The following is a 21,558-nucleotide window of genomic DNA, read 5'->3' as shown; positions in this document are numbered from 1 at the left end:
CTTTTTTTAATGATTAGTTTTCACTGTTATCGTTGAACAGCTTAATTTCATCTGAATCAGCAGAAAGAGTAACGATTGCCTTACGACGACGCTTAGTGTAGCCGACGTAACGACCTTGACGCTTCTTCTTGCCCTTAACATTCATGATGTTAACCTTAACAACCTTGACACCGAAGATTTCTTCAACAGCGTTCTTGACCTGAGTCTTGGTTGCCCGTAAATCAACATCAAAAGTGTAACGCTTGTCGTCCATTCCGGCCATTGAGGCTTCGGTAACAACTGGACGTAAAATAATATCGCGTGCTTCCATTATGCGAGCACCTCCTCTACTTGAGAAAGAGCTGACTTAGTAATGATTACCTTTTGGGCGTCAGCAACGTTTAAGATGTTAACCCCGGCAGGAGTAACAACGGTTGCGTTTGCCAGGTTGCGTGCTGATAATGCAGCGTTCTTGTCGTCTTCAGTAACAACGACCAAGGCCTTTTCAGCAACGTTCAGGTTGTTCATTACTCCAGCAAATTCCTTGGTCTTTGGTGCATCGAAGTTCAATGCATCAACCACAACTAATGCGTTGTCGAGAACCTTTTGGGAAAGTGCTGACTTGATTGCAAGTTGACGAACCTTGCGTGGCAGGTTGTACTTGTATGAACGCGGAGAAGGTCCGAAGACGATTCCACCGCCACGGAATTGTGGTGCCCGGATTGAACCTTGACGAGCACGACCAGTACCCTTTTGCCGCCATGGCTTCTTACCACCACCGCTAACCGCAGAACGGTTCTTAACGGCGTGAGTACCTTGGCGCAAAGAAGCACGTTGACGCAGGATAGCATCAAATTCAGCGTTTTGGTTTGGTTCGATACCAAACACAGCGGCGTTTAATTCGATCGTGCCGTTTTGGCTACCATCTTGCTTGTACAAATTAACGCTAGTCATTATTAACTTCCTCCTTTCTGATTATTTGTTGTGTTGCTTGCTCAGGCTCTTCTTAGTGTTAGCCTTCACAGAGTTCTTAATCGTAACGTAAGACTTGTTGGCGCCAGGAACGTTACCCTTGATGAGCAAGACGTTGTTATCCAAGTCAACCTTAACAACTTGTAAGTGTTGCATCGTAACAGTCTTGTTACCCATCCGGCCTGGGAGCTTCATGCCCTTGAAGACACGGTTAATGATGGCACCCAGAGAACCTGGACGACGGTGATAACGAGAACCGTGAGCCATTGGTCCACGTGATTGGTTATCCTTGTGAATGTTACCTTGGTAACCATGACCCTTGGTAACACCCGTAACGTCGACGGTTTCACCTTCAGCGAAGACGTCAGCCTTAACTTCGTCTCCCACCTTGATGTCGTCCCCTAATTCAGCGTCACGGATTTCACCGATGAAGCGCTTAGGGGTCGTATTTGCTTTTGCTGCATGACCTTGTTCAGGCTTGTTGCTCAAGATTTCGCGCTTGTCATCGAAGCCCAGTTGAACAGCGTTGTAACCGTCGTTTTCAACGGTCTTAACCTGCATAACAACGTTCGGCGTTACGTCGATAACAGTAACTGGAACTAATTCACCGTTGTCGGTGAAGACTTGAGTCATTCCAACCTTTTTACCTAAGATTCCTTTGGCCATGAGTACACCTCCAATTTAATTGTTTTAATATTATAAGTAGAAATAATTACAATTTGATTTCGATGTCAACACCACTTGGCAGGTCGAGCTTCATCAAAGCATCAACAGTCTTTGGTGTTGGGTCGATGATGTCGATCAAACGCTTGTGCGTCCGCATTTCAAATTGTTCCCGTGACTTCTTAAACTTGTGTGGTGAACGGATAACCGTGTAGAGTGTCCGTTCAGTTGGTAACGGGATTGGACCTGAAATTTGAGCACCTGTCCGCTTAGCGGTATCCACGATCTTGTCTGCTGATTGGTCGAGGATACGGTGTTCATAAGCCTTTAACCGAATCCGAATCTTTTGATTTGCCATTATGTTCCCTCCTTCGTCAGATTTAAAATTTGACTAGCTCCGCGGAAATTACCGCCACATCCTGTGGCAAAGCGGCCGGGTGTGTCGCAACCTTCCGCATCATCGCTTCGCAACTCAAGCCGGTATGGGGGGCAGGGCAAAACTGCCCGCCAATGCTCAAGCACCTATCCATAATACTAAAGAATCCGCGTCATATCAAGTGTTTAAATCAATTAATTTTCTTTGCAATCTTTTTGTAAAGTTTTTTCGAGGCCATAAAAAAGTGGGAGCAATTTCTCCTCCCACAAATTTTAATTTTAAAAATGTTGCCGCCGGGGCATCAAAATATTTAGAATGATCGCAGTAATGGCGGCAATTGCGACCGGCGACCCGAGCAAGTATTGTAGCATGGTCGGTGCAGCATTCAAAACGTGCTTGGGCAAAAGCACCAGGGCAATCGTCAGAATGATTGGCAAGCCAATGACGTAAATATCACTCTCACCCGTTTGCAGCTTTCGGATAACGTTTAACCCGTTCAGCATGATGGTGACGGTGATAATCGCAAAGACGCCCCCGATGACTGGTGCCGGAATTGCAGCCAAGAATGCTGATAGCTTAGTGAAGAAGCCGAGGACGATGAACCAGCAGCCAGCGGAGATAAAGGCCCGCTTACTAGCAACCCCGGTAATCGAAATGATCCCGGCGTTCGTAGAATACCCGGTCACTGGAGTGGTCCCGGTAAAGGCGGCGATCAGGCAGCTGAGCCCCTCGCCAACAATCCCGCGGTTCCACTGTTTCTTAGTAATCGTGTGGTTGGTGACGGCGCCCATGGCAAACCAGGTCCCCGTCGTTTCAGTCGTTAAAATCGCGTAAATCACGATAAAGGTAAAGATCGCCGTGGCGTCGAAGTGGATTCCCCAGTGGAGAATCGTACGTTGGGGCAGGCTAAACCAGGGTGCGGTCGCAACAGAGTGCCAGTCAAAGCGGCCCATGCTGGCACTCAATGCGGTTCCAACCAGCAGGGCAATCACGATCGACCCCGCCTTAAATAATTTTTGGACCCGGGGAAAGCGAATACTGATGCCCACACAGACTAGCAGGGCTAACGCGGTTACCGCCGCCAATTCCATGTTCTGATAAATGCTGCCGCTGGCCTCAAAGATATTGTCATTCAGCGCGGAGGGGATCAGTGACAACCCCACGCAGGTGATAATGGTTCCCCCGACCACCGCCGGGACCAGGTAATTGATAACCTTTTGGAAGACCCCACTAAGACCCAGCAGAATCAGGAGCACTGCCCCAACCACCAGGGCCCCCAGGAGCGTCGCCATCCCGGCACCTTTAAGGCCGCCGCTGGCCATTACGACTCCGGCCGCAGCACTCAGCGGCACGAAGGACGGTCCCTGTGATACCGGCATCTTCATAAAGAGGGCCGTTTGCAAGATCGTCCCGATTCCAGCAGCTAAGAAGGTCGCCTGCAAGAGGCCGGTCGAATCTGCGGCCCCCATTGCCAGCATCCCGGCCAGGATAATTGGCGGAACGTAGACGTCCATCGCTAAAACGTGCTGCAACCCCAGCAAGGTTGCTTCGGTGGCCGAAATTTTTTCATCTGGACCGACTAACAGCTGTGCTTTTTCTTCCATTTCCTAATTACCTCTCATCAATTCTCGATACTTTATAATTTATCACGAACTTTAATAGTTTTCAATGTCAAAATTGTTCGTTAAACTGTTTAACATAAAAAAGCCAGCTGCTGAAAATCAGCAACCAGCTTTCTGGTACTAATAATAATTAGTTGTTACCGTTCTTCTTGATGATGTCTTCTTGAATGGCCTTCGGCACAGCTGAGTAGTGATCGAAAGTCATCGTGAAGGTACCACGACCCTGCGTTGCAGAACGTAAGGCGGTAGCGTAACCAAACATTTCTGACAGCGGAACGAAGGAGTGAACCAGTTGGGCGTTCCCCCGTTCTTCCATCCCGTCAATGGTACCACGACGAGCAGTAACCTGACCCATCACGTCACCCATGTTGTCTTCAGGAACAACGATGTCAACCTTCATGATCGGTTCAAGGATAACTGGATCCGCCTTCTTCGCAGCATTCTTCAGAGCAAGGGATGCAGCAACCTTGAAGGCCGCTTCACTCGAGTCGACTTCGTGGTAACTACCATCGTAGAGCTTAGCGTGCATGTCAACCAGTGGGTAGCCGGCAAGAACACCGTTTTGCATAGCTTCCTTCAAACCTTGTTCAACAGCTGGGATAAATTCACGCGGAACAACCCCACCGACGATTGCGTCTTCAAATTCGAAGCCCTTACCTTCTTCCAGCGGCGTAAATTCGATCCATACATCACCGTATTGACCCTTACCACCAGACTGACGAACGAACTTACCTTGGGCACTTGCTGGCTTAGTAAATGCTTCACGGTAGGAAACTTGTGGCTTACCAACAGTAACTTCGGCGTGGAATTCACGACGGAGACGTTCAACAATGATGTCCAGGTGCAATTCACCCATCCCGGCAATCAGAGTTTCACCAGTTTCAGGGTTAGTTTCAGCCTTGAAGGTTGGATCTTCTTCAGCCAGCTTTTGCAGACCCTTGTCCATCTTGTCTTGGTCAGCCTTGGACTTTGGTTCAACAGATACCTGGATAACTGGTTCTGGGAAGTCCATGGATTCAAGTTGCAGTGGGTGGTCTGGATCAGTCAGGGAGTCACCAGTAGTGGTGTTCTTCAGACCGATAGCAGCGGCGATATCACCAGAGAATACTTCTGGAATTTCGTGTTGTTGGTTAGAGTGCATTTGCAGCAACCGACCAATCCGTTCACGCTTGTCCTTGGTAGCGTTCAGCACGTAAGAACCGGATTGCAATGAACCAGTGTAAACCCGCAGGAAAGTCAGACGACCAACAAATGGGTCGGTAGCAATCTTGAAGGCCAAAGCAGCGAATGGCTTGTCGTCACCGGCAGTCAGTTCAACTTCGTTCCCATCAGCATCGTGGGCAACGAATGGCTTAACGTCCAGTGGTGATGGCAGGTAGTCGATAACGGCGTCCAGCATCATCTGGATACCCTTATCCTTGTAAGCTGAACCAGCTAATACAGGGAAGAGTTGTTGTTCCAAAGTACCCTTACGGATAGCAGCCTTGATTTCATCAACGGAAATCTCGTCACCTTCAAGGTACTTTTCCATGATGTTGTCATCAATGTCGGCCAGTGTTTCGATCATGGCATCGTGACGCTTCTGTGCTTCATCCTTAAGGTCGTCTGGAATATCAACAGTATCCCAGTCAGTCCCCAGCTTATCTTCGTCGTAAACGTAAGCAACCATCTTTACCAGGTCAACGACCCCGGCGAAGGAATCTTCGGCACCGATTGGCAGTTGGATTGGCAGTGGAGTAACGTTCAGGCGGTCCTTGATCGTTTGAACGGAGTAGTCAAAGTTCGCCCCAACCTTGTCCATCTTGTTGGCAAAGACGATCCGCGGAACGTTGAACTGGTCAGCCTGACGCCAAACAGTTTCAGTCTGCGGTTCAACCCCGGCCTGGGCATCCAGAACAGTTACGGCACCATCAAGCACCCGGAGCGCACGTTCAACTTCGACAGTGAAGTCCACGTGGCCTGGGGTATCGATGATGTTGATCCGGTAGTCCTTCCAAACGGCGGTCGTAGCGGCGGAAGTGATCGTGATACCACGTTCCTTTTCTTCGTCCATCCAGTCCATTTGGGAAGCACCATCGTGGGTTTCACCAATCTTGTGAATCTTACCAGTGTAGTAAAGAATCCGCTCAGTAGCAGTCGTCTTACCGGCATCGATGTGGGCCATGATACCAATGTTACGAGTCTTAGCGAGTGGGTATTCACGTTTATTAGCCATTTTAAGAGTGTATCTCCTTCCAAAATATGGTTATAAAGTTAATCGTCATTTTCAGAAAAAGGGATGACGGTCTTTATGCAAAGCTACGTCACCCCTTTATCGAAACCAGTTAAGCAACTGGCTTCAATTGACAGTGATTACCAGCGGTAGTGTGCGAAGGCACGGTTGGCTTCTGCCATCCGGTGCGTATCTTCACGCTTCTTAACTGAAGCACCTGTGTTGTTAGAAGCATCGATGATTTCACGAGCCAGCCGTTCTACCATCGTGTGTTCCCCACGCAAACGTGCGTATTGAACAATCCAGCGAAGGCCTAACGTGGTCCGCCGGTCTGGACGAACTTCGATCGGCACTTGGTAGTTGGAACCACCAACCCGCCGGGCCTTAACTTCCAGCACAGGCATAACGTTGTCCATTGCTTCTTGGAATACTTCAACTGGGTCGTTACCAGTTTCTTCCTTAATCTGATCAAAAGCTGCGTACAAAATCTTCGTAGCAGTTCCGCGCTTACCGTCGATCATCAAGTGGTCAATCAAGCTCGTAACCAGCTTTGAGTTGTACATTGGATCTGGTAAGATTTCACGCTTTTGTACATGTCCTTTACGTGGCATTACTGAACTCCTCCTTTAATTACTTCTTCTTAGGCTTCTTAGTACCGTACTTAGACCGTGATTGCATCCGGCCTTCAACACCAGCAGTATCGAGCGTACCACGGATAACGTGGTAACGAACCCCTGGCAAGTCCTTAACACGACCACCACGAATTAAGACAACTGAGTGTTCTTGGAGGTTGTGACCGATCCCTGGGATGTAAGCAGTAACTTCGATCAGGTTGGACAGACGTACACGAGCGTACTTCCGCAAAGCTGAGTTAGGCTTCTTCGGCGTCATCGTACCGACACGGGTAGCAACCCCACGCTTTTGTGGAGATGGCGTCTTAACTTCTTCTTTCTTGAAAGTGTTGTAAACATAACCAAGAGCTGGTGACTTTGACTTGCCCTTGTGGCTCTTGCGGCCCTTACGTACCAATTGGTTAATGGTTGGCATAATTTTTCCCCTTCCTTAATTTAAGTCCACACATCCAGGCGGTTCTTTTTACAGAATAAAAAAATTGCTGGACGATATTAGATTGTTGTGCCTTCGTTGACGCATTCGTCTGCCCAACGACAGACACTCGTTGCTAAAAAAGCACCTTAAATAGAGTATCACGCCCCTAAAAGAATGTCAACGAACACTAAGCGTTATTTTGCCTTTTTCCGTTTATATCTATTAGGAGGTTTTATCCATGCTGAAACTCTACTTCTTCCTTCTCGGCACGATCCTAGCCTCGTTTGCCGGGCTGGCGGCCGTGCGCCTGGGGAACGGGCAACGGCCCTGGTCACCGGGACGCTCCTACTGTGATCACTGCCGTCGCCAGCTTGCCCCCTGGCAGCTGATTCCAGTCTGCGGCTACCTAATCCAGGGCGGCCGCTGCCACTATTGTCATGCCCGCTTGTCAATCTTTTATCCCCTCAGCGAACTCCTGACGGGCGGCGCCGCATTAGCGCTCTGCCAGTCCCTGTCGCTTGATTCTGCCGGAATTTTGCTGGTCCTGACCACGCTGGTTTTCCTCGCCAGCACCGACCACTTCTACCAGTTTATCTATCCGGTTGCCCTCGCGGGGCTCTTCCCCCTAGGGCTGCTGTTCACACCGCCAGGGCCCAAGGTATCCTGGCCAGCAGCCCTGCTGTTCAGTCTCCTGTTGTCTTTTACGGTCCTTCATTCGCTCGGTTGGGGCGACCTGGAATTCCTCACCGTCCTCCTCTTGACCCTCGGCTGGTACCCAACCGCCTTGGTCCTGCTTGCCGCCTGCCTGCTTGCCCTCGTGGTTAATTTTGCCAGCGGCCGGCCACGCCACGGTCCCGCGCCCTTCATCCCGGAACTCGCCCTCGCCACTGGCGTGCTTCTTGTATTTATGCCGCCAATATAAAAAGGCCCTGCCATCTGAAACACCAAATGGTAGAGCCACATCAATTATTTCTCCGCCGGGGCCGCATCCTCTTTCGTTACTTTGACGATAAAGAGGTTATGCCCGAAGCGCGATAAGTTTTCGACATTTTGCAAAAGTAGGAGCAGCCAGGAAAAGGCTAAGCCAAACTCCAGCAGCTCAAAGGCCGTCAGCGACAGATAGTTGGTCAGCTTGAAAACAATATACTCGATTCCCATCAGGGCGCCGACCGTGTACGACAGCACCAGGAACTGCCGCGTGATCCCCGGCAGCAGCCACTTGATCGCCGCAATTAAAATCAGGATGATGTACACCAGCCACATTGAAATCCGGTCATGGAGGATGTGGTACTGGGGATTATTGGGGAAAAGGCCAATCGAGGCGATGCAGGCGGACAGGCCGTACAGCAGCCAGCGCAAGATTAGCAGCTGCTTGCCATGAAAACGCCGCTGCAGGTTAACAAACAGGTAGTCCACCAGGGTCAGCATCAACAAGCCCGAGAAGATCAAGGTGATGTTAAACTGGAAATTCGCGGAATTCTGCGCCGTTCCCAAGAAACTAAAGTTATGCCGCCACCAATCCCGGCTGGAATTGGTCAGCATAGCAAAGGCCATCCCACCAATAATCATGATCGTCAGCAGGTTGGTAATCACCGCCGGGGTTAACGTCATCGCCAGGTTGATCATCACGTAGTTGACCACCGCCAGTATCATGAACACCATCACCGATGAGGTATAGATGTCAAAACTGGCATCCATGAACATTCGCTCCAACAGCCAGAACGCTGCTGAAAACGAAAAGACCAGAATCAGTCCGGCGGCCACCACAATCGTTGGCAGGTTTCGCCAATACAGCTCCTTCGTCGGGCCGCTTTTATGCAGCTTAGTCCAAATCGCCGTGATGACGAAGGTCACAATCCCGCTAATCGTTCCCAGCAGGGTCGCGGCGTCACCGATCGAATAGCCCTGCCCGTTCAAGGCAATCTGGTGGACGCCCTGGCTCTTGGTATAGACGAAAAAGATAATCATCATCAAGAACGCCGGAACTGTATACAGCCAGATGCTAATTTGCGGCAGTTGTTCGTTAACGCTGGTTGGCCGGATGCTAAGCTGCTTATGTTCAACACTGAGGGCTAGCTTTTCTCCCGGACGAATTGCCGTTTCCCGTAATGCGTCGGTCGGAATCTCGATTTTATATTTAGTAGCCACGGTTTCCCTTCTTTCTACAAAAAAAGCCGGGAACTAGCCCAGCCTTTTTTACTCAATTTAGTTCTGCTTGTCTTCTTCCTTCATCTTGGCTTCGAGATCCTTGATGGAGTAAGCAGCAACACTAACTTCCTTTGGCTTAATGTTCCGGTAAGTCCCCATCCCAGTACCAGCTGGAATGATCTTACCGATAATAACATTTTCCTTTAACCCAACTAATGGGTCGTTCTTGCCCCGGATGGCGGCATCGGTCAGTACCCGGGTCGTTTCCTGGAAGGAGGCGGCAGACAAGAAACTGTTAGTTTCAAGGGCAGCCTTGGTGATCCCGAGGATAACCGGCCGGGCCGTGGCTGGAATACCACCAGCATACAGGGTCGGCTTGTTAGCGTCACGGAACTGGCTGATGTCCATCAATTCACCTGGCAGAAGGTCAGTATCACCTGGGTCCATGACCCGGACTTTCCGCATCATCTGCCGAATCATGATTTCAACGTGCTTATCCAGCAGGTCAATCCCCTGCATCCGGTAAACACCCTGAACCTGGGCCAGCAGGTAGGTCTCGGTAGACAGAACGTCGCGAACCTGGATCAATTCCTTTGGATCGATTGACCCTTCATTCAAGGCCGTTCCACGGTGGATGAAGTCGCCTTCCGCAACCCGCATCCGGGCCGTGATCGGCAGGGTGTAAGTCCGCGTATCGGTTTCACCCTTGACGGTAACGTCCTTGGTCCGTTCCGCCGGGTTTTCTTCGATCGAAACCACTTCACCGGTTACTTCAGTGATGGTAGCACGTCCCTTCGGGTTCCGTGCTTCAACAATTTCCTGCACACGCGGAAGCCCCTGGGTGATATCTTCGTTACCGGCAACCCCACCAGTGTGGAAGTTCCGCAGGGTCAGCTGGGTCCCTGGTTCCCCGATGGATTGGGCAGCGACGGTCCCAACAGCTTCACCGGCTTCTACCCGGTCACCAGTAGCGGCGTTCCGGCCGTAGCAGCGTTCGCAAACACCGTGTTCAGTGTTGCAAGTGAAGGCGGAGCGGATCGTCACCTTCTTTACCCCGGCATCAACGATCTTTTGAGCCATGGCTTCGTCAATCAAGACGTTCTTGCCGACAATCTTTTCACCAGTTTGCGGGTCAAAGACGGACTTCATCGTGTAACGGCCCATAATCCGGTCGTACAGCGGTTCAATCATTTCGTTCCCGTTGGTGATCGCCGTTACTTCCAGGCCACGGTCGGTGCCGCAGTCCTTTTCACGAACAACCACGTCCTGGGCAACGTCAACCAGCCGCCGGGTCAGGTAACCAGAGTTGGCAGTCTTCAGGGCGGTATCGGTCATCCCCTTACGAGCACCGTGGGAGGACAGGAACATTTCCAGCACGGACAGTCCTTCGTAGAAGTTAGACAGGACCGGCAATTCCATGATCTTACCGTTTGGTGAAGCCATCAAGCCACGCATTCCGGCCAGCTGGGTAAAGTTGGAAATGTTCCCCCGGGCACCGGAGTCGGACATCATGTTAATTGGGTTATGGATGTCCATGTGCTCAATCAGCTTGTCTTGAACCTCATCCTTAGCGTCATTCCAAGCACCGATTACCCGTTCGTACCGTTCGTCATCGGTAATCAAACCGCGGCGGAACTGCTTGCTGATCAGGGCAACCTGCTTCCGGGCCTTCTGGATAATTTCCGGCTTTTCTGGCAAGTCGTGAATATCAGACATCGCGGTCGTCAAACCAGAAATCGTGGATTCGTAGTAACCCAAGTCCTTAATCCGGTCCAGGAACTGGGAGGTCTTAGTAACCTTGTACTGCTTGTAGACTTCCGCAATCAAGTCTGACAAGAAGCCCTTCTTGAACGGCGGAACCAGTGGGGCGTTTTCTAAGTACTCATGGATGTCTTGGCCTGGTTCAAGGAAGAACCGGTCGTCAACCCCTTCATGAATATTAGCGTCCGTCGGTTCGTTGATGTAGGCGAAGTCCTTTGGCATAATCCGGTTGAAGAGGAGCTTACCAACGGAGGTTACCATAACCTTCTTACGCTGCTCATCGGTGAATGGCTTGTCCGGGAATGATGACGTTAAGACCCCAACCCGGGTTTGCAGGGAAACATACCCGTTCCGGTAGGCCATTTCGGCTTCGTCGGTGTCGTTGAAGATCATCCCTTCGCCTTCACGGCCCTTATCTTCGGTCGTCATGTAGTAGTTCCCGATAACCATATCCTGGGATGGCGAAACGATTGGTTCACCGTCACGCGGACTCAAAATATGGTGGGCAGCCAGCATTAACAGCCGGGCTTCAGCTTGGGCCTCATCAGAGAGCGGCACGTGGATGGCCATCTGGTCACCATCGAAGTCGGCGTTGTAGGCGGTACATACCAGCGGGTGCAGCCGCATTGACTTCCCGGAAACCAGGATTGGCTCAAAGGCTTGAATCCCTAACCGGTGCAGGGTCGGGGCCCGGTTTAGCAATACCGGGTGCTCCTTGATGACATCTTCTAAGACATCAAAGACATCGTCGTCCCGACGGTCAATCTTGCGCTTCGCAGCCTTCACGTTGGCTGAAAGCCCCCGCTTAACCAGTTCATGCATGATGAATGGCTTGAACAGTTCTAAGGCCATTGGCACTGGCAGTCCCATTTGGTTCATCTTCAAAGATGGACCAACATCAATAACGGAACGGCCGGAGTAGTCAACCCGCTTCCCCAGCAGGTTTTGCCGGAACCGCCCCTGCTTACCCTTGAGCAGGTGGGAAAGGGACTTCAGCGGCCGGTTACCAGGACCAGCCACCGGACGACCCCGCCGACCGTTATCAATCAGCGCGTCGACGGCTTCCTGCAGCATCCGCTTTTCGTTTTGCACGATGATTCCTGGCGCTTGCAGCTTCAGCAGCCGCTTCAACCGGTTGTTCCGGTTAATTACCCGCCGGTACAAGTCGTTCAGGTCGGAGGTAGCGAACCGGCCACCTTCAAGCTGAACCATTGGCCGCAGGTCAGGCGGCATTACTGGGATAACGTCCATGACCATCCATTCCGGCTTGTTGCCAGACTTGAGGAAGGCTTCCAAAATGTCCAGACGACGGATTGCCCGCGTCCGCTTTTGTCCAGTTGCTTCCTTCAATTCTTCCTTTAATTCTGCGGCTTCCTTTTGCAGGTCAACGTCTGCTAAAAGCTTCTTGATGGCTGCCGCACCCATTTCTGCAGTGAAGCGGTCACCGAATTCAGCCTTCTTGTCCCGGTATTCTGCTTCGGACAGGAGCTGCTTCTTTTCCAGCGGCGTGTCGCCCGGATCCAGCACAACGTAGGAAGCAAAGTAGATGACTTCTTCCAGGGAACGGGGACTCATGTCGAGAACCAAGCCCATCCGACTTGGGATCCCCTTGAAGTACCAGATGTGGGATACCGGAGCGGCCAATTCGATGTGGCCCATCCGTTCACGACGAACTTTGGCACTGGTGACTTCGACACCACAACGGTCACAAACCCGTCCCTTGTAGCGAACCCGCTTGTACTTACCACAAGCACACTCGTAGTCCTTAGTTGGGCCAAAGATCCGCTCATCAAACAGACCCTGCTTTTCCGGCTTCAGCGTCCGGTAGTTGATGGTTTCCGGCTTTTTTACTTCACCGTACGACCAGCTACGGATCTTATCTGGAGAAGCCAGACCGATCTGCATGCTTTCAAATTTATTGACATCAATCAAAGGATTGTTCCTCCTTATTTCTTAAGTACATGAGTGAAGAACTATATCTTAAATCCTACTTAGCATTATCTTCGGTGGAAGATGACGAAGCGGCCTTATCCTTACCGTCCGCACTGTGCTGCTCAGCGTACTTGGCGAGCGCGTCAACACTAACTACTTCGGCGTCATCTTCATCCATGTTCTTCAATTGAACTTCCTTGTGGTTGCCATCGAGGACCTTCATGTCCAAGCCCAGTGCTTGTAATTCCTTAACCAGCACCCGGAATGATTCTGGAACCCCCGGCTTCGGAATTGATTCACCATTGATGATGGCATCGTAAGTCCGGACCCGACCAACGGTATCGTCTGACTTGTAAGTCAGGATTTCTTGAAGGGTGTAGGCGGCACCGTACGCTTCAAGTGCCCAAACTTCCATTTCACCGAACCGCTGACCACCGAACTGGGCCTTCCCACCAAGTGGTTGCTGAGTAACCAGTGAGTAAGGACCAGTGGACCGAGCGTGAATCTTATCATCGACCATGTGGGCCAGCTTCAGGTAGTGCATCGAACCAACGGCAATCCGGTTTTCAAATGGTTCACCAGTTCGACCATCGTAGAGGATCGTCTTCCCATCTTCTGGGAAACCAGCTTCGCGGACAGCATCCCAAACGTCCTTATCGGTTGCCCCATCAAAGACTGGCGTTGCCATATGGATCCCGAGGCGCTTGGCAGCCATCCCCAGGTGCAATTCCAGCAGCTGACCAATGTTCATACGACTTGGCACACCCATCGGGCTCAGCATGATGTCGATCGGCGTCCCGTCTGGCATGTACGGCATATCTTCTTCAGGGATTACGATTGAAACCGTCCCCTTGTTACCGTGACGACCAGACATCTTGTCACCGACCTGGATCTTCCGCTTTTGGGCGATGTAGACCCGGACCATGGTGTTCACACCTGGTGATAATTCATCACCGTTTTCCCGGGTGAAGATCTTAACGTCCTGGACGATCCCGCCGCCACCGTGAGGAACACGGAGCGAGGTGTCACGGACTTCACGGGACTTTTCACCAAAGATGGCGTGCAAGAGCCGTTCCTCGGCGGACAGTTCGGTCATCCCCTTTGGCGTAACCTTACCAACCAGGATGTCGCCATCGTGAACCTCGGCACCGACACGGACAATCCCGTCTTCGTCGAGGTCCTTTAATGCGTCATCGCCGACGTTTGGAATTTCGCGGGTCATTTCTTCTGGTCCCAGCTTCGTCTCACGAGCTTCTGACTCGTAAGATTCGATGTGGATGGACGTGTAAACGTCGTCCTTAACCAGCCGTTCGTTGATGGCGATGGCATCTTCGAAGTTGTAACCCTGCCAAGTCATGAAGGCAATCAGCGGGTTTTGCCCTAATGCCAATTCCCCTTCTTCCATCGATGGACCATCAGCAAGAACGTCATCGGCATCTACGTGTTCGCCGACCTTGACGATTGGCCGCTGGTTGTAGTTCTTACCACCGTTGGAACGACGGAACTTCATCAGCTTGTAGGTGTCTAATGAACCGTCTTCTTCGCGAACCCGAACTTCACGTGCGTCAACGTATTCAACGGTACCAGGCTTCTTAGCAATCAGGGCCACCCCAGAGTCGTGAGCTGCTTTGTAGTCAATACCGGTACTTACCAGTGGTGCGTGTGGGTTGATCAACGGAACAGCTTGCCGCTGCATATTGGCACCCATCAGCGCACGGTTAGAGTCATCGTTTTCAAGGAATGGAATACATGCGGAAGCAACGGAAACAACTTGTTTTGGCGAAACGTCCATGTAGTCGACGTTTTCAACACTGGTTTCAATGTAGTCATCCTTGTCACGAGCCATAACCTCATCATCAACAAAGGAGCCATCGTCATTCAACGGTGAGTTGGCCTGGGCAATGATGAAGTTATCTTCTTCGTCGGCCGTCAGGTAATCGATCTTGTCGGTAACCTTGTGGTCCTTCCAGGATACACGACGGTATGGCGTTTCGATAAAGCCATACTTGTTAACACGAGCGTAGGAGGAAAGACTGTTGATCAGACCGATGTTTGGACCTTCAGGCGTTTCGATCGGGCACATCCGGCCATAGTGGGTATAGTGCACGTCACGAACTTCGTAACCAGCCCGGTCACGGGTCAAACCACCAGGACCAAGGGCAGAGAGCCGCCGCTTGTGGGTCAATTCACCCAGCGGGTTGGTCTGGTCCATGAACTGGGACAGCTGGGAAGAACCAAAGAATTCCTTGATCGACGCAACCACCGGCCGAATGTTAATCAGCTGTTGCGGCGTTACCGTGTCGGGGTCCTGGATGGACATCCGTTCACGAACGACCCGTTCCATCCGGGCAAGCCCAATCCGGAATTGGTTTTGCAGCAGTTCACCCACGGAACGAATCCGCCGGTTCCCCAAGTGGTCGATGTCGTCGGTGTTGCCGATGCCTTCTTGCAAGTTGAAGAAGTAGTTCAGGGAAGCAAGAATATCAGCCGGTTCGATGTGCTTGTATTCCAACGGAATGTGGCCATTGCCAATGATCGGCACAACCCGGTCTGGGTCATTCTTGGAGTAAACCAGGATCTTTTGCAGCTTCACTGGTTCCGTGACTACCGCTTCGTCAGACGGCGTGTAGGTAACCATCTTGAAGTCGTCCCGGTCCAGGTATGGTTCCAGCTGCTTAAGGACTTCCTTAGTCACCGTGTCGCCCTTTTGTGCCAGAACTTCACCGGTGTCGGGGTCGGCCAACGTTTCCGCCAGGGTCTGGCCAAGCAGCCGGTACTTGAGCATCAGCTTCTTGTTGGTCTTGTAACGACCCACCGGCGCCATGTCGTAACGCTTTGGATCAAAGAACCGCGCCGTCAGCAGGTTTCGTGCAGAGTCCGCAGTCTTCGGTTCGCCTGGACGCAGCCGTTCGTAAATATCCTTTAAGGCTTCTTCAACCCGGGAGTCTTCGGCGTTCTTGTGAACATCCTTATCCAGGGTCAGCGACAGGGTTTCACTGTCGCCACCGAACATATCAATGATCTCGTCATCGGAACCAAAGCCCAGTGCCCGAACCAATTCGGTCATTGGCAGCTTCCGGGTCCGGTCAATTCGGACGTAGGAGATGTTCTTAGCGTCAGTTTCGTATTCCAGCCAGGCACCACGGTTAGGAATAAAGGTAGCACCATAGCTTGGCCGACCATTCTTATCGGCTTCTTCATTGTAGTAGACGCCTGGTGAACGGACTAATTGGGAAACAATTACCCGCTCGGCACCGTTAATAATGAAGGTCCCCTGGTCAGTCATCAGTGGGAAGTCACCGAAGAACACGTCTTGGGACTTGATCTCACCAGTTTCGTGGTTGGTCAGCCGCAAGGTTACATGGAGTGGTGCTGAGTAGTTCGCATCATGTTCACGTGCTTCATCAACAGTGTACTTCGGTTCTAAAAGTTGATAGTCCACAAATTCCAAAGAGAGCTTTCCTTGGAAATCGTCAATCGGCATAATATCATCAAACATTTCCCGCAAACCTTTGTCCATAAACCAATTGTAAGAATCGGTCTGGATTTCAATCAGGTTTGGCAACTCGAGAACTTCTTTAATTCGGGAGTAGCTACGACGGGTACGGTGCTTACCGTATTTTACTAAATGTCCGGCCAAACTGTTCACCTCTCTAATTTGTTGGGTGGGTTCATTTAAATGTTACATTTTGATTACAATTGAACCAAAAGCGACATTTTGGGCAAAAAAAATCCAAAAACAGTATTGGGACTGTCTTTGGTTTTATTGCAGAACCTGATGGACAATAGATCACCAGGCTCAAATGAACTCACAATTACATACTATATTAGTATAGTAATGTCAATCATGAATGTCAATAATTAAGTTTTAATTTTCTCGCTTAGCCAGGCCGTTAATGATGCAGTTAAGAATCAGCCGGTCCCGGTCGTCATCAGAAATCGAGTGCCCGCCAATCAGCTGGTAGGTCCCAAAGAGCGGTGACAGGCTGGCCAAAAATAGTTCTGCCGCTTCCTTCGGCAACAGGTCCGGACGCAGGTTAACGGATGGCTGCTTAAAGAAGTCGCTGATTGGTTCCAAGTAATCCATGGTAAAAATAATGTTTAGCTTCTGCTGCGAACTCTTTGAAAGGAGGAGCATCGCCTGACGGTATTGATCATAAATACTCAGCGGGTGGTGCTTCTTGAGGACCTTGACGATCTCCAGCAGCTGTTCTTCTGGCGCCAAGTCGTGTTTGCGCATCACCTTATTGATCTCTTGCCGGATTTTCCCAGATAATTTGTTCATCACGTCCAGGTATAGGACTTCCTTATCACTAAAGTGGTGGTATAAGGCTGGCTGGGTAATTCCAATCTGCTTGGCGATGTCCCGGGTTGAAGTTTCACCAAACCCGTTTTGCAAGAATAGTTTCGTCGCCGTCTTAACAATCGCCTGACGAGTTTTTTCTAATTGTTCTGCTCGTTTCATTAACTAACTTCCTCCTCAAATTGGCTAATCTCTATTATAGGACTATTATTTAGCGCAAAACAACTATTGCGCCCGTAACAATAGCGCTAAATTCGTTTTCATTCGCGAATTTAGCGCTATTGTTTTTGGCCTTAATGGTTAACTTTAGCCAGCTCCTTGGCGGCTGGTGTTTTGACCTTGACCGTAATTTCACCGTGGTGGGCACCGACGGTCACGGTATCGCCCGGATTAATTTCGTGGTCAATCAGGGCGGTGCTCAAGCGGTCTTCAACCTTGTCCTGAATTGCCCGCCGCAATGGCCGTGCCCCGTATTCCGGGTCGTAACCGGCCGCCGCAATGAGATCAATCGCTGCTGGCGTAACCTTCAAGCTGATCCCCTGCTCTGCAACCCGCTCACGAAGCTCGTTGGTCATCAGTTTCACAATCTGGTGCAGTTCCTGCTTATTCAATGAGTGGAAGATGATTGTTTCATCAATCCGGTTCAAAAATTCGGGCCGGAAATGCAGCTTCAGCTGCTGCCGAATTGCTCCCGCCATTGCGTTGTAGTCCTGGCTCACGTCACGGGCCCCAAAGCCGACTTCCTTTTCATCCTGCAGCTGGGTCGCCCCCAGGTTAGAAGTCATAATAATAATCGTATTCCGGAAGTCCACCCGGCGGCCCTTGGAATCGGTGAGGTAGCCGTCGTCGAGAACCTGGAGCAGGAGGTTGAAGACGTCGGGGTGGGCCTTCTCCGCTTCATCCAGCAGAACTACGGAGTACGGGTGCTGCCGGACCTTCTCCGTCAGCTGGCCACCTTCATCGTAACCGACGTAACCAGGTGCTGCCCCGATCAGCCGGCTAGTGCTGAACTTCTCCATGTACTCGGACATGTCAATCCGGATCATGTTGTCTTCCGAACCAAACATTGCTTCGGCCAGGGCCTTAGCCAGCTCGGTTTTCCCGACCCCAGTTGGCCCCAGGAACATGAAGGAACCGATCGGCCGGTTCGGGTTCTTTAGACCGCTCCGGGCCCGCCGAATTGCCTTGGCAACCGCGTCGACCGCTTCGTTTTGACCGATGACCCGCCGGTGGAGAACCTTCTCCAGGTTGATCAGCCGGTCGCTTTCGCTCCGCTTCAGCTGGGTCAGCGGAACACCCGTCCACTCGGCAACAATCTTGGCAACGTCCTCGCCGGTCACCCGGAGGCGGTAGTGCTGCTCGGCAGCCCGTTCGCTAACCCGGTCAGCCTGCCGTTCCTGCTTGGCCCGCAAGGACAACTCTTGTTCCCGCAGGTCAGCAGCCTTGTCAAAGTCCTGTTCCTCAATCGCTGCTTCCTTGGCGGACTGCAGCTCGTCAATCTGCTCATCCAGTGACGGCTTCCGGGTCTTCTTTTCTTCGGCATTGATCCGTACCATCGCCGCGGCCTCGTCCATCAGGTCAATGGCCTTGTCTGGCAAGAAGCGGTCAGAGATGTAGCGGTCAGAGAGTTTTACTGCCTGTTCCAACGCCTCATCAGTGATCTTGGCGTGGTGGTGGGCTTCGTACCGTGGCCGCAGGCCCTTCAAGATTGCCAGGCTCTCCTCAGGTGTCGGCTCAGCCACCTGGACCGTCGCAAACCGCCGTTCCAGGGCCGCGTCCGATTCAATGTACTTTTGGTACTCGTCGAGGGTCGTCGCCCCAATCGTCTGTAATTCCCCGCGGGCCAAGGCGGGCTTCAAAATGTTGGAAGCGTCAATCGCGCCCTCGGCTCCACCAGCCCCAATCAGCGTATGCAGCTCGTCAATAAAGAGAATAACGTGCCCGTCTGCTTGAATTTCTTCAATTACTTTCTTGAGGCGGTTTTCAAACTCGCCCCGGTACTTGGTGCCCGCGACTAGCGAACCCATATCAAGGACCATCAGCCGTTTATTAGCCAGCTCGCCGGGAACCGTCCCGGCCACCATCTTTTGAGCCAGGCCCTCGGCGATGGCGGTCTTACCAACCCCCGGTTCACCAATCAGCACCGGGTTATTCTTGGTCCGCCGGCTGAGAATCTGGATGGTCCGCCGAATTTCGGCGTCCCGGCCGACCACCGGATCCAGCTGCTTGTCACGGGCAAGCTTGGTCAGGTCCCGGGCAAGTTTATCAAGGGTCGGTGTTCCGCTCTTGCGGCTGCTCTCCTGCCGATTAGCCTGCCGCCGGAGCTGACTCTCCGCCACCCCAAGCCGCCGCAGGGTCACTTTGCGGACCTGGCGTGGCAAAACGTCCAAGCTAAACAAAATCCGTGAAGACAGAACGCTTTCGTCAGCAATCAGGGCCAGCAGCAGGTGCTCCGTCCCGACTTTCAGGGAGTGCATCTGCTGGGCTTCCTGGCCGGCCAGCGCTAAGACCTGCTTAGCTTTCGGCGAGTATGGCAGGTAGTCGGCGGGGCCAAGTTGGTCAAGCGTCCCGTAGCCAATCAAGCGCTCAATTTCTTCCCGAATATCGTCACTGGTGATTGAAAACTGCTCAAAGATCTTATTGGCGATCCCATCCTTGTCCATTGCCAGCGCGAGCAGGAGGTGTTCGGTCCCGACCGCTTGGTGTTTAAAGTATTTAGCTTGTTCATGGGCAATCATCAAGACATGCTTAGCACTAGGAGTAAACATGTTATCCATTAGCAATCATCCCTTCTAACTTTCATACCGTAATCGATTCAGCAGCGAAATCAGCACGCGGGCCCTTAGCCGAGCTTCAACGTCGGTATTGCCAACGTCAAGTGTCTGCTTGGCAAGGGCAACCAGCATCAAATCTCCTTCCCGTTGTGTGATGACTTTTTCATCGTAGAGCGTCTGTACGATGGCAAAAGCATCACGTTCCCGAATTGAATCGCCAATTGTTTGGATTAACGAGTTTAACACGTCAATGTTATCAAGTAAATTAACACGCTCAATGCGGATATACCCGCCGCCACCGCGCTTGCTCTTAACCAGGTAGCCATTCTGGATGGTAAACCGGGTCTTGATGACGTAGTTAATCTGGGACGGAACCACGTCAAAATGGTTTGCAATCTCAGAACGGCGAATTTCAATCTGGGCAGAGTCACCCAGAATTTCTTTCAAGTAAGCTTCAATCAGATCCGAAATACTCTTATTCTCCATCATTTACCCCCCCTTGTTCTGACTAATACTGACCATTATTTTAGCATAATTTGCTGGTAAGTGCCCAGCAAAAGAATCCCGGTTTAAATTCAGGCTATGGCAAGGCCAGCTCAATATGATAAAAACGTCATATAAGCTTTAATAACCGTGTTCCGTGCCCAGCCAAAATTCGGATTAGCAATTTCTTCATTACATCATTCAGGTGATAAATGTCGGCAAGCCCCTTGCAGACCGGATCAAGCTTATTAGGAGGGGCCTCCCCCATCAAATATTGGTATATCGCGAGAATAGTGAACTGCCGCTTACCTTCCGCAAAATTATTTGAATTGCTCCAGCAAGTCTGATTAGATTGACTTTATAGTTTACTAACCAAAGAGGGGTTATCACATGACTAATCGATTAAAAGATAAAGTAGCAATTATCACCGGGGGCCGCAAGCGGACAGGGAGCAGCAGAAGCGCGGCTCTTTCTTCAGGAAGGCGCCCAGGTGATTGCCACTGACATTCAATTTGACTTGTTGAAAAAACAAGCACGAAAGTTGGCCGAACAGTTTGGCGACCGGATCCACCCCGTTATCCATGATGTTACTAAGGAAAGCGACTGGCAAAAAGTAGTGAGTGTCGCTATTGAGAAATTCGGCAAGTTGGATATTTTAGTCAACAATGCTGGAATCGGGGTTACAGACACGACCAGCAGTTTGATGGATTCCACCGTTGATGATTGGCACCATTTTATGGACATCAACGCGCTCGCACACTTTATCGGTGTCAAAGCCGTCGTCCCCTACATGAAGAAGAATGGGCAGGGTTCAATTGTCAACACCTCGTCCCTGGCAAGCGTGCAGGGAATTGCCGGTGCTTCCCCGTACACAGCACCTAAGGGCGCCAGTCGTTCCTTTACCAAGGGGGCAGCACGGGAACTGGGCAAATTCAACATCCGGGTTAACACTGTTCTCCCCGGCTGGATTGTCACCCCAATGATGCAGCAATTTACGCTAAGCAAAGAAAAGCTCGATAACCTGATTGGCGCAATTCCATTAGGCTACCTTGGGAACCCTGAAGATGTTGGCTACGCGGTCCTTTTCCTGGCGTCGGACGAGGCACGGTTCATTAATGGTGCCGAGCTTGTCATCGACGGTGGACAATCAGCCCGTGGTTAGCCGGCTAAACAAGGCCTGAAAAGCGGCGCTTGCGATTTCGGAAACTGCTATTGGAACAGCAAGCCGCCTAAATAAATAAACACCCGGCACCGACTTTGATCGATTCCGGGTGTTTATTTATTAT

Annotated in this window: 16 protein-coding genes; 2 read left to right on the top strand and 14 right to left on the bottom strand. The window is 51.3% G+C overall.

From position 1 onward, the window contains the following. Positions 1-13: 13 nt before the first annotated feature. The 8 genes from rplW to rpsL all read right to left on the bottom strand — a co-directional run bounded on the left by rplW (position 14) and on the right by rpsL (position 6,871). Positions 14-310, bottom strand: coding sequence for a 50S ribosomal protein L23 (gene rplW, locus HMPREF0494_RS06325; protein WP_007124131.1), 297 nt, complete (start codon positions 308-310; stop codon positions 14-16). Next, positions 310-933, bottom strand: a complete 624-nt coding sequence (gene rplD, locus HMPREF0494_RS06320; RefSeq protein WP_007124130.1) for a 50S ribosomal protein L4 — start codon at positions 931-933, stop codon at positions 310-312. Before rplD ends, rplW begins: the two co-directional genes overlap by 1 nt. Positions 934-954: 21 nt before the next feature. Further along, positions 955-1,617 (bottom strand): 50S ribosomal protein L3, encoded by a 663-nt coding sequence (rplC, locus tag HMPREF0494_RS06315; RefSeq protein WP_007124129.1) that lies wholly within the window; start codon positions 1,615-1,617, stop codon positions 955-957. Between the two features lie 46 nt (positions 1,618-1,663). Beyond that, a complete protein-coding gene (gene rpsJ / locus HMPREF0494_RS06310) occupies positions 1,664-1,972 on the bottom strand; it encodes a 30S ribosomal protein S10 (RefSeq protein ID WP_007124128.1) in 309 nt (102 codons plus the stop codon). 296 nt (positions 1,973-2,268) lie between these two features. Next, complete coding sequence (locus HMPREF0494_RS06305) at positions 2,269-3,594, bottom strand: uracil-xanthine permease family protein (protein WP_007124127.1); 1,326 nt, start codon at positions 3,592-3,594, stop codon at positions 2,269-2,271. Positions 3,595-3,742: 148 nt separating this feature from the next. After that, the gene (gene fusA / locus HMPREF0494_RS06300; protein WP_007124126.1) at positions 3,743-5,827 is read right to left on the bottom strand and encodes an elongation factor G; all 2,085 of its coding nucleotides are present in this window, start codon (positions 5,825-5,827) and stop codon (positions 3,743-3,745) included. 137 nt (positions 5,828-5,964) lie between these two features. Continuing rightward, the gene (gene rpsG, locus HMPREF0494_RS06295; RefSeq protein WP_003711602.1) at positions 5,965-6,435 is read right to left on the bottom strand and encodes a 30S ribosomal protein S7; all 471 of its coding nucleotides are present in this window, start codon (positions 6,433-6,435) and stop codon (positions 5,965-5,967) included. Between the two features lie 19 nt (positions 6,436-6,454). Continuing rightward, positions 6,455-6,871: a 30S ribosomal protein S12 gene (gene rpsL, locus HMPREF0494_RS06290; RefSeq protein ID WP_003711584.1), complete on the bottom strand. Its 417-nt coding sequence runs from the start codon at positions 6,869-6,871 to the stop codon at positions 6,455-6,457. Positions 6,872-7,109: 238 nt separating this feature from the next. On the opposite strand from rpsL, the gene HMPREF0494_RS06285 reads away from it, so the two are divergent. Beyond that, the gene (locus HMPREF0494_RS06285; RefSeq protein WP_007124124.1) at positions 7,110-7,793 is read left to right on the top strand and encodes a prepilin peptidase; all 684 of its coding nucleotides are present in this window, start codon (positions 7,110-7,112) and stop codon (positions 7,791-7,793) included. A 44-nt stretch (positions 7,794-7,837) separates the two neighbouring features. On the opposite strand, the gene HMPREF0494_RS06280 is transcribed toward HMPREF0494_RS06285, so the two are convergent. From HMPREF0494_RS06280 to HMPREF0494_RS06255, 6 genes are all read right to left on the bottom strand, one after another. Then, positions 7,838-9,019, bottom strand: coding sequence for a hypothetical protein (locus tag HMPREF0494_RS06280; protein ID WP_007124123.1), 1,182 nt, complete (start codon positions 9,017-9,019; stop codon positions 7,838-7,840). Positions 9,020-9,076: 57 nt separating this feature from the next. Further along, a complete protein-coding gene (gene rpoC / locus HMPREF0494_RS06275; protein WP_040458862.1) occupies positions 9,077-12,712 on the bottom strand; it encodes a DNA-directed RNA polymerase subunit beta' in 3,636 nt (1,211 codons plus the stop codon). Between the two features lie 55 nt (positions 12,713-12,767). Continuing rightward, positions 12,768-16,361 carry a DNA-directed RNA polymerase subunit beta gene (gene rpoB / locus HMPREF0494_RS06270; RefSeq protein WP_007124121.1) on the bottom strand — a complete coding sequence of 1,198 codons (3,594 nt, stop codon included), beginning with the start codon at positions 16,359-16,361 and terminating at the stop codon, positions 12,768-12,770. A gap of 219 nt (positions 16,362-16,580) precedes the next feature. Beyond that, positions 16,581-17,177, bottom strand: coding sequence for a TetR/AcrR family transcriptional regulator (locus HMPREF0494_RS06265; RefSeq protein WP_007124120.1), 597 nt, complete (start codon positions 17,175-17,177; stop codon positions 16,581-16,583). Between the two features lie 131 nt (positions 17,178-17,308). Further along, the gene (locus tag HMPREF0494_RS06260) at positions 17,309-19,792 is read right to left on the bottom strand and encodes an ATP-dependent Clp protease ATP-binding subunit (protein WP_007124119.1); all 2,484 of its coding nucleotides are present in this window, start codon (positions 19,790-19,792) and stop codon (positions 17,309-17,311) included. 15 nt (positions 19,793-19,807) lie between these two features. After that, the gene (locus HMPREF0494_RS06255; protein WP_040458861.1) at positions 19,808-20,275 is read right to left on the bottom strand and encodes a CtsR family transcriptional regulator; all 468 of its coding nucleotides are present in this window, start codon (positions 20,273-20,275) and stop codon (positions 19,808-19,810) included. 487 nt (positions 20,276-20,762) lie between these two features. Between HMPREF0494_RS06255 and HMPREF0494_RS06250 the strand changes: the two genes are divergently transcribed. After that, positions 20,763-21,434 (top strand): SDR family NAD(P)-dependent oxidoreductase, encoded by a 672-nt coding sequence (locus HMPREF0494_RS06250; protein WP_007124116.1) that lies wholly within the window; start codon positions 20,763-20,765, stop codon positions 21,432-21,434. The last annotated feature ends 124 nt before the right edge of the window (positions 21,435-21,558 follow it).

Origin of the sequence: Limosilactobacillus antri DSM 16041 (assembly GCF_000160835.1) — a bacterium.
GTDB lineage: Bacteria > Bacillota > Bacilli > Lactobacillales > Lactobacillaceae > Limosilactobacillus > Limosilactobacillus antri.
The sequence above is the reverse complement of the archived record's forward strand: the minus strand, read 5'-3'. Positions and strand labels throughout refer to the sequence as shown.

Bases quoted from the DNA above. Each gene is read 5' to 3' on its own strand.
- rplW (WP_007124131.1), bottom strand. From the start codon at position 310: ATGGAAGCACGCGATATTATTTTACGTCCAGTTGTTACCGAAGCCTCA.
- rplD (WP_007124130.1), bottom strand. From the start codon at position 933: ATGACTAGCGTTAATTTGTACAAGCAAGATGGTAGCCAAAACGGCACG.
- rplC (WP_007124129.1), bottom strand. From the start codon at position 1,617: ATGGCCAAAGGAATCTTAGGTAAAAAGGTTGGAATGACTCAAGTCTTC.
- rpsJ (WP_007124128.1), bottom strand. From the start codon at position 1,972: ATGGCAAATCAAAAGATTCGGATTCGGTTAAAGGCTTATGAACACCGT.
- HMPREF0494_RS06305 (WP_007124127.1), bottom strand. From the start codon at position 3,594: ATGGAAGAAAAAGCACAGCTGTTAGTCGGTCCAGATGAAAAAATTTCG.
- fusA (WP_007124126.1), bottom strand. From the start codon at position 5,827: ATGGCTAATAAACGTGAATACCCACTCGCTAAGACTCGTAACATTGGT.
- rpsG (WP_003711602.1), bottom strand. From the start codon at position 6,435: ATGCCACGTAAAGGACATGTACAAAAGCGTGAAATCTTACCAGATCCA.
- rpsL (WP_003711584.1), bottom strand. From the start codon at position 6,871: ATGCCAACCATTAACCAATTGGTACGTAAGGGCCGCAAGAGCCACAAG.
- HMPREF0494_RS06285 (WP_007124124.1), top strand. From the start codon at position 7,110: ATGCTGAAACTCTACTTCTTCCTTCTCGGCACGATCCTAGCCTCGTTT.
- HMPREF0494_RS06265 (WP_007124120.1), bottom strand. From the start codon at position 17,177: ATGAAACGAGCAGAACAATTAGAAAAAACTCGTCAGGCGATTGTTAAG.
- HMPREF0494_RS06260 (WP_007124119.1), bottom strand. From the start codon at position 19,792: ATGGATAACATGTTTACTCCTAGTGCTAAGCATGTCTTGATGATTGCC.
- HMPREF0494_RS06255 (WP_040458861.1), bottom strand. From the start codon at position 20,275: ATGGAGAATAAGAGTATTTCGGATCTGATTGAAGCTTACTTGAAAGAA.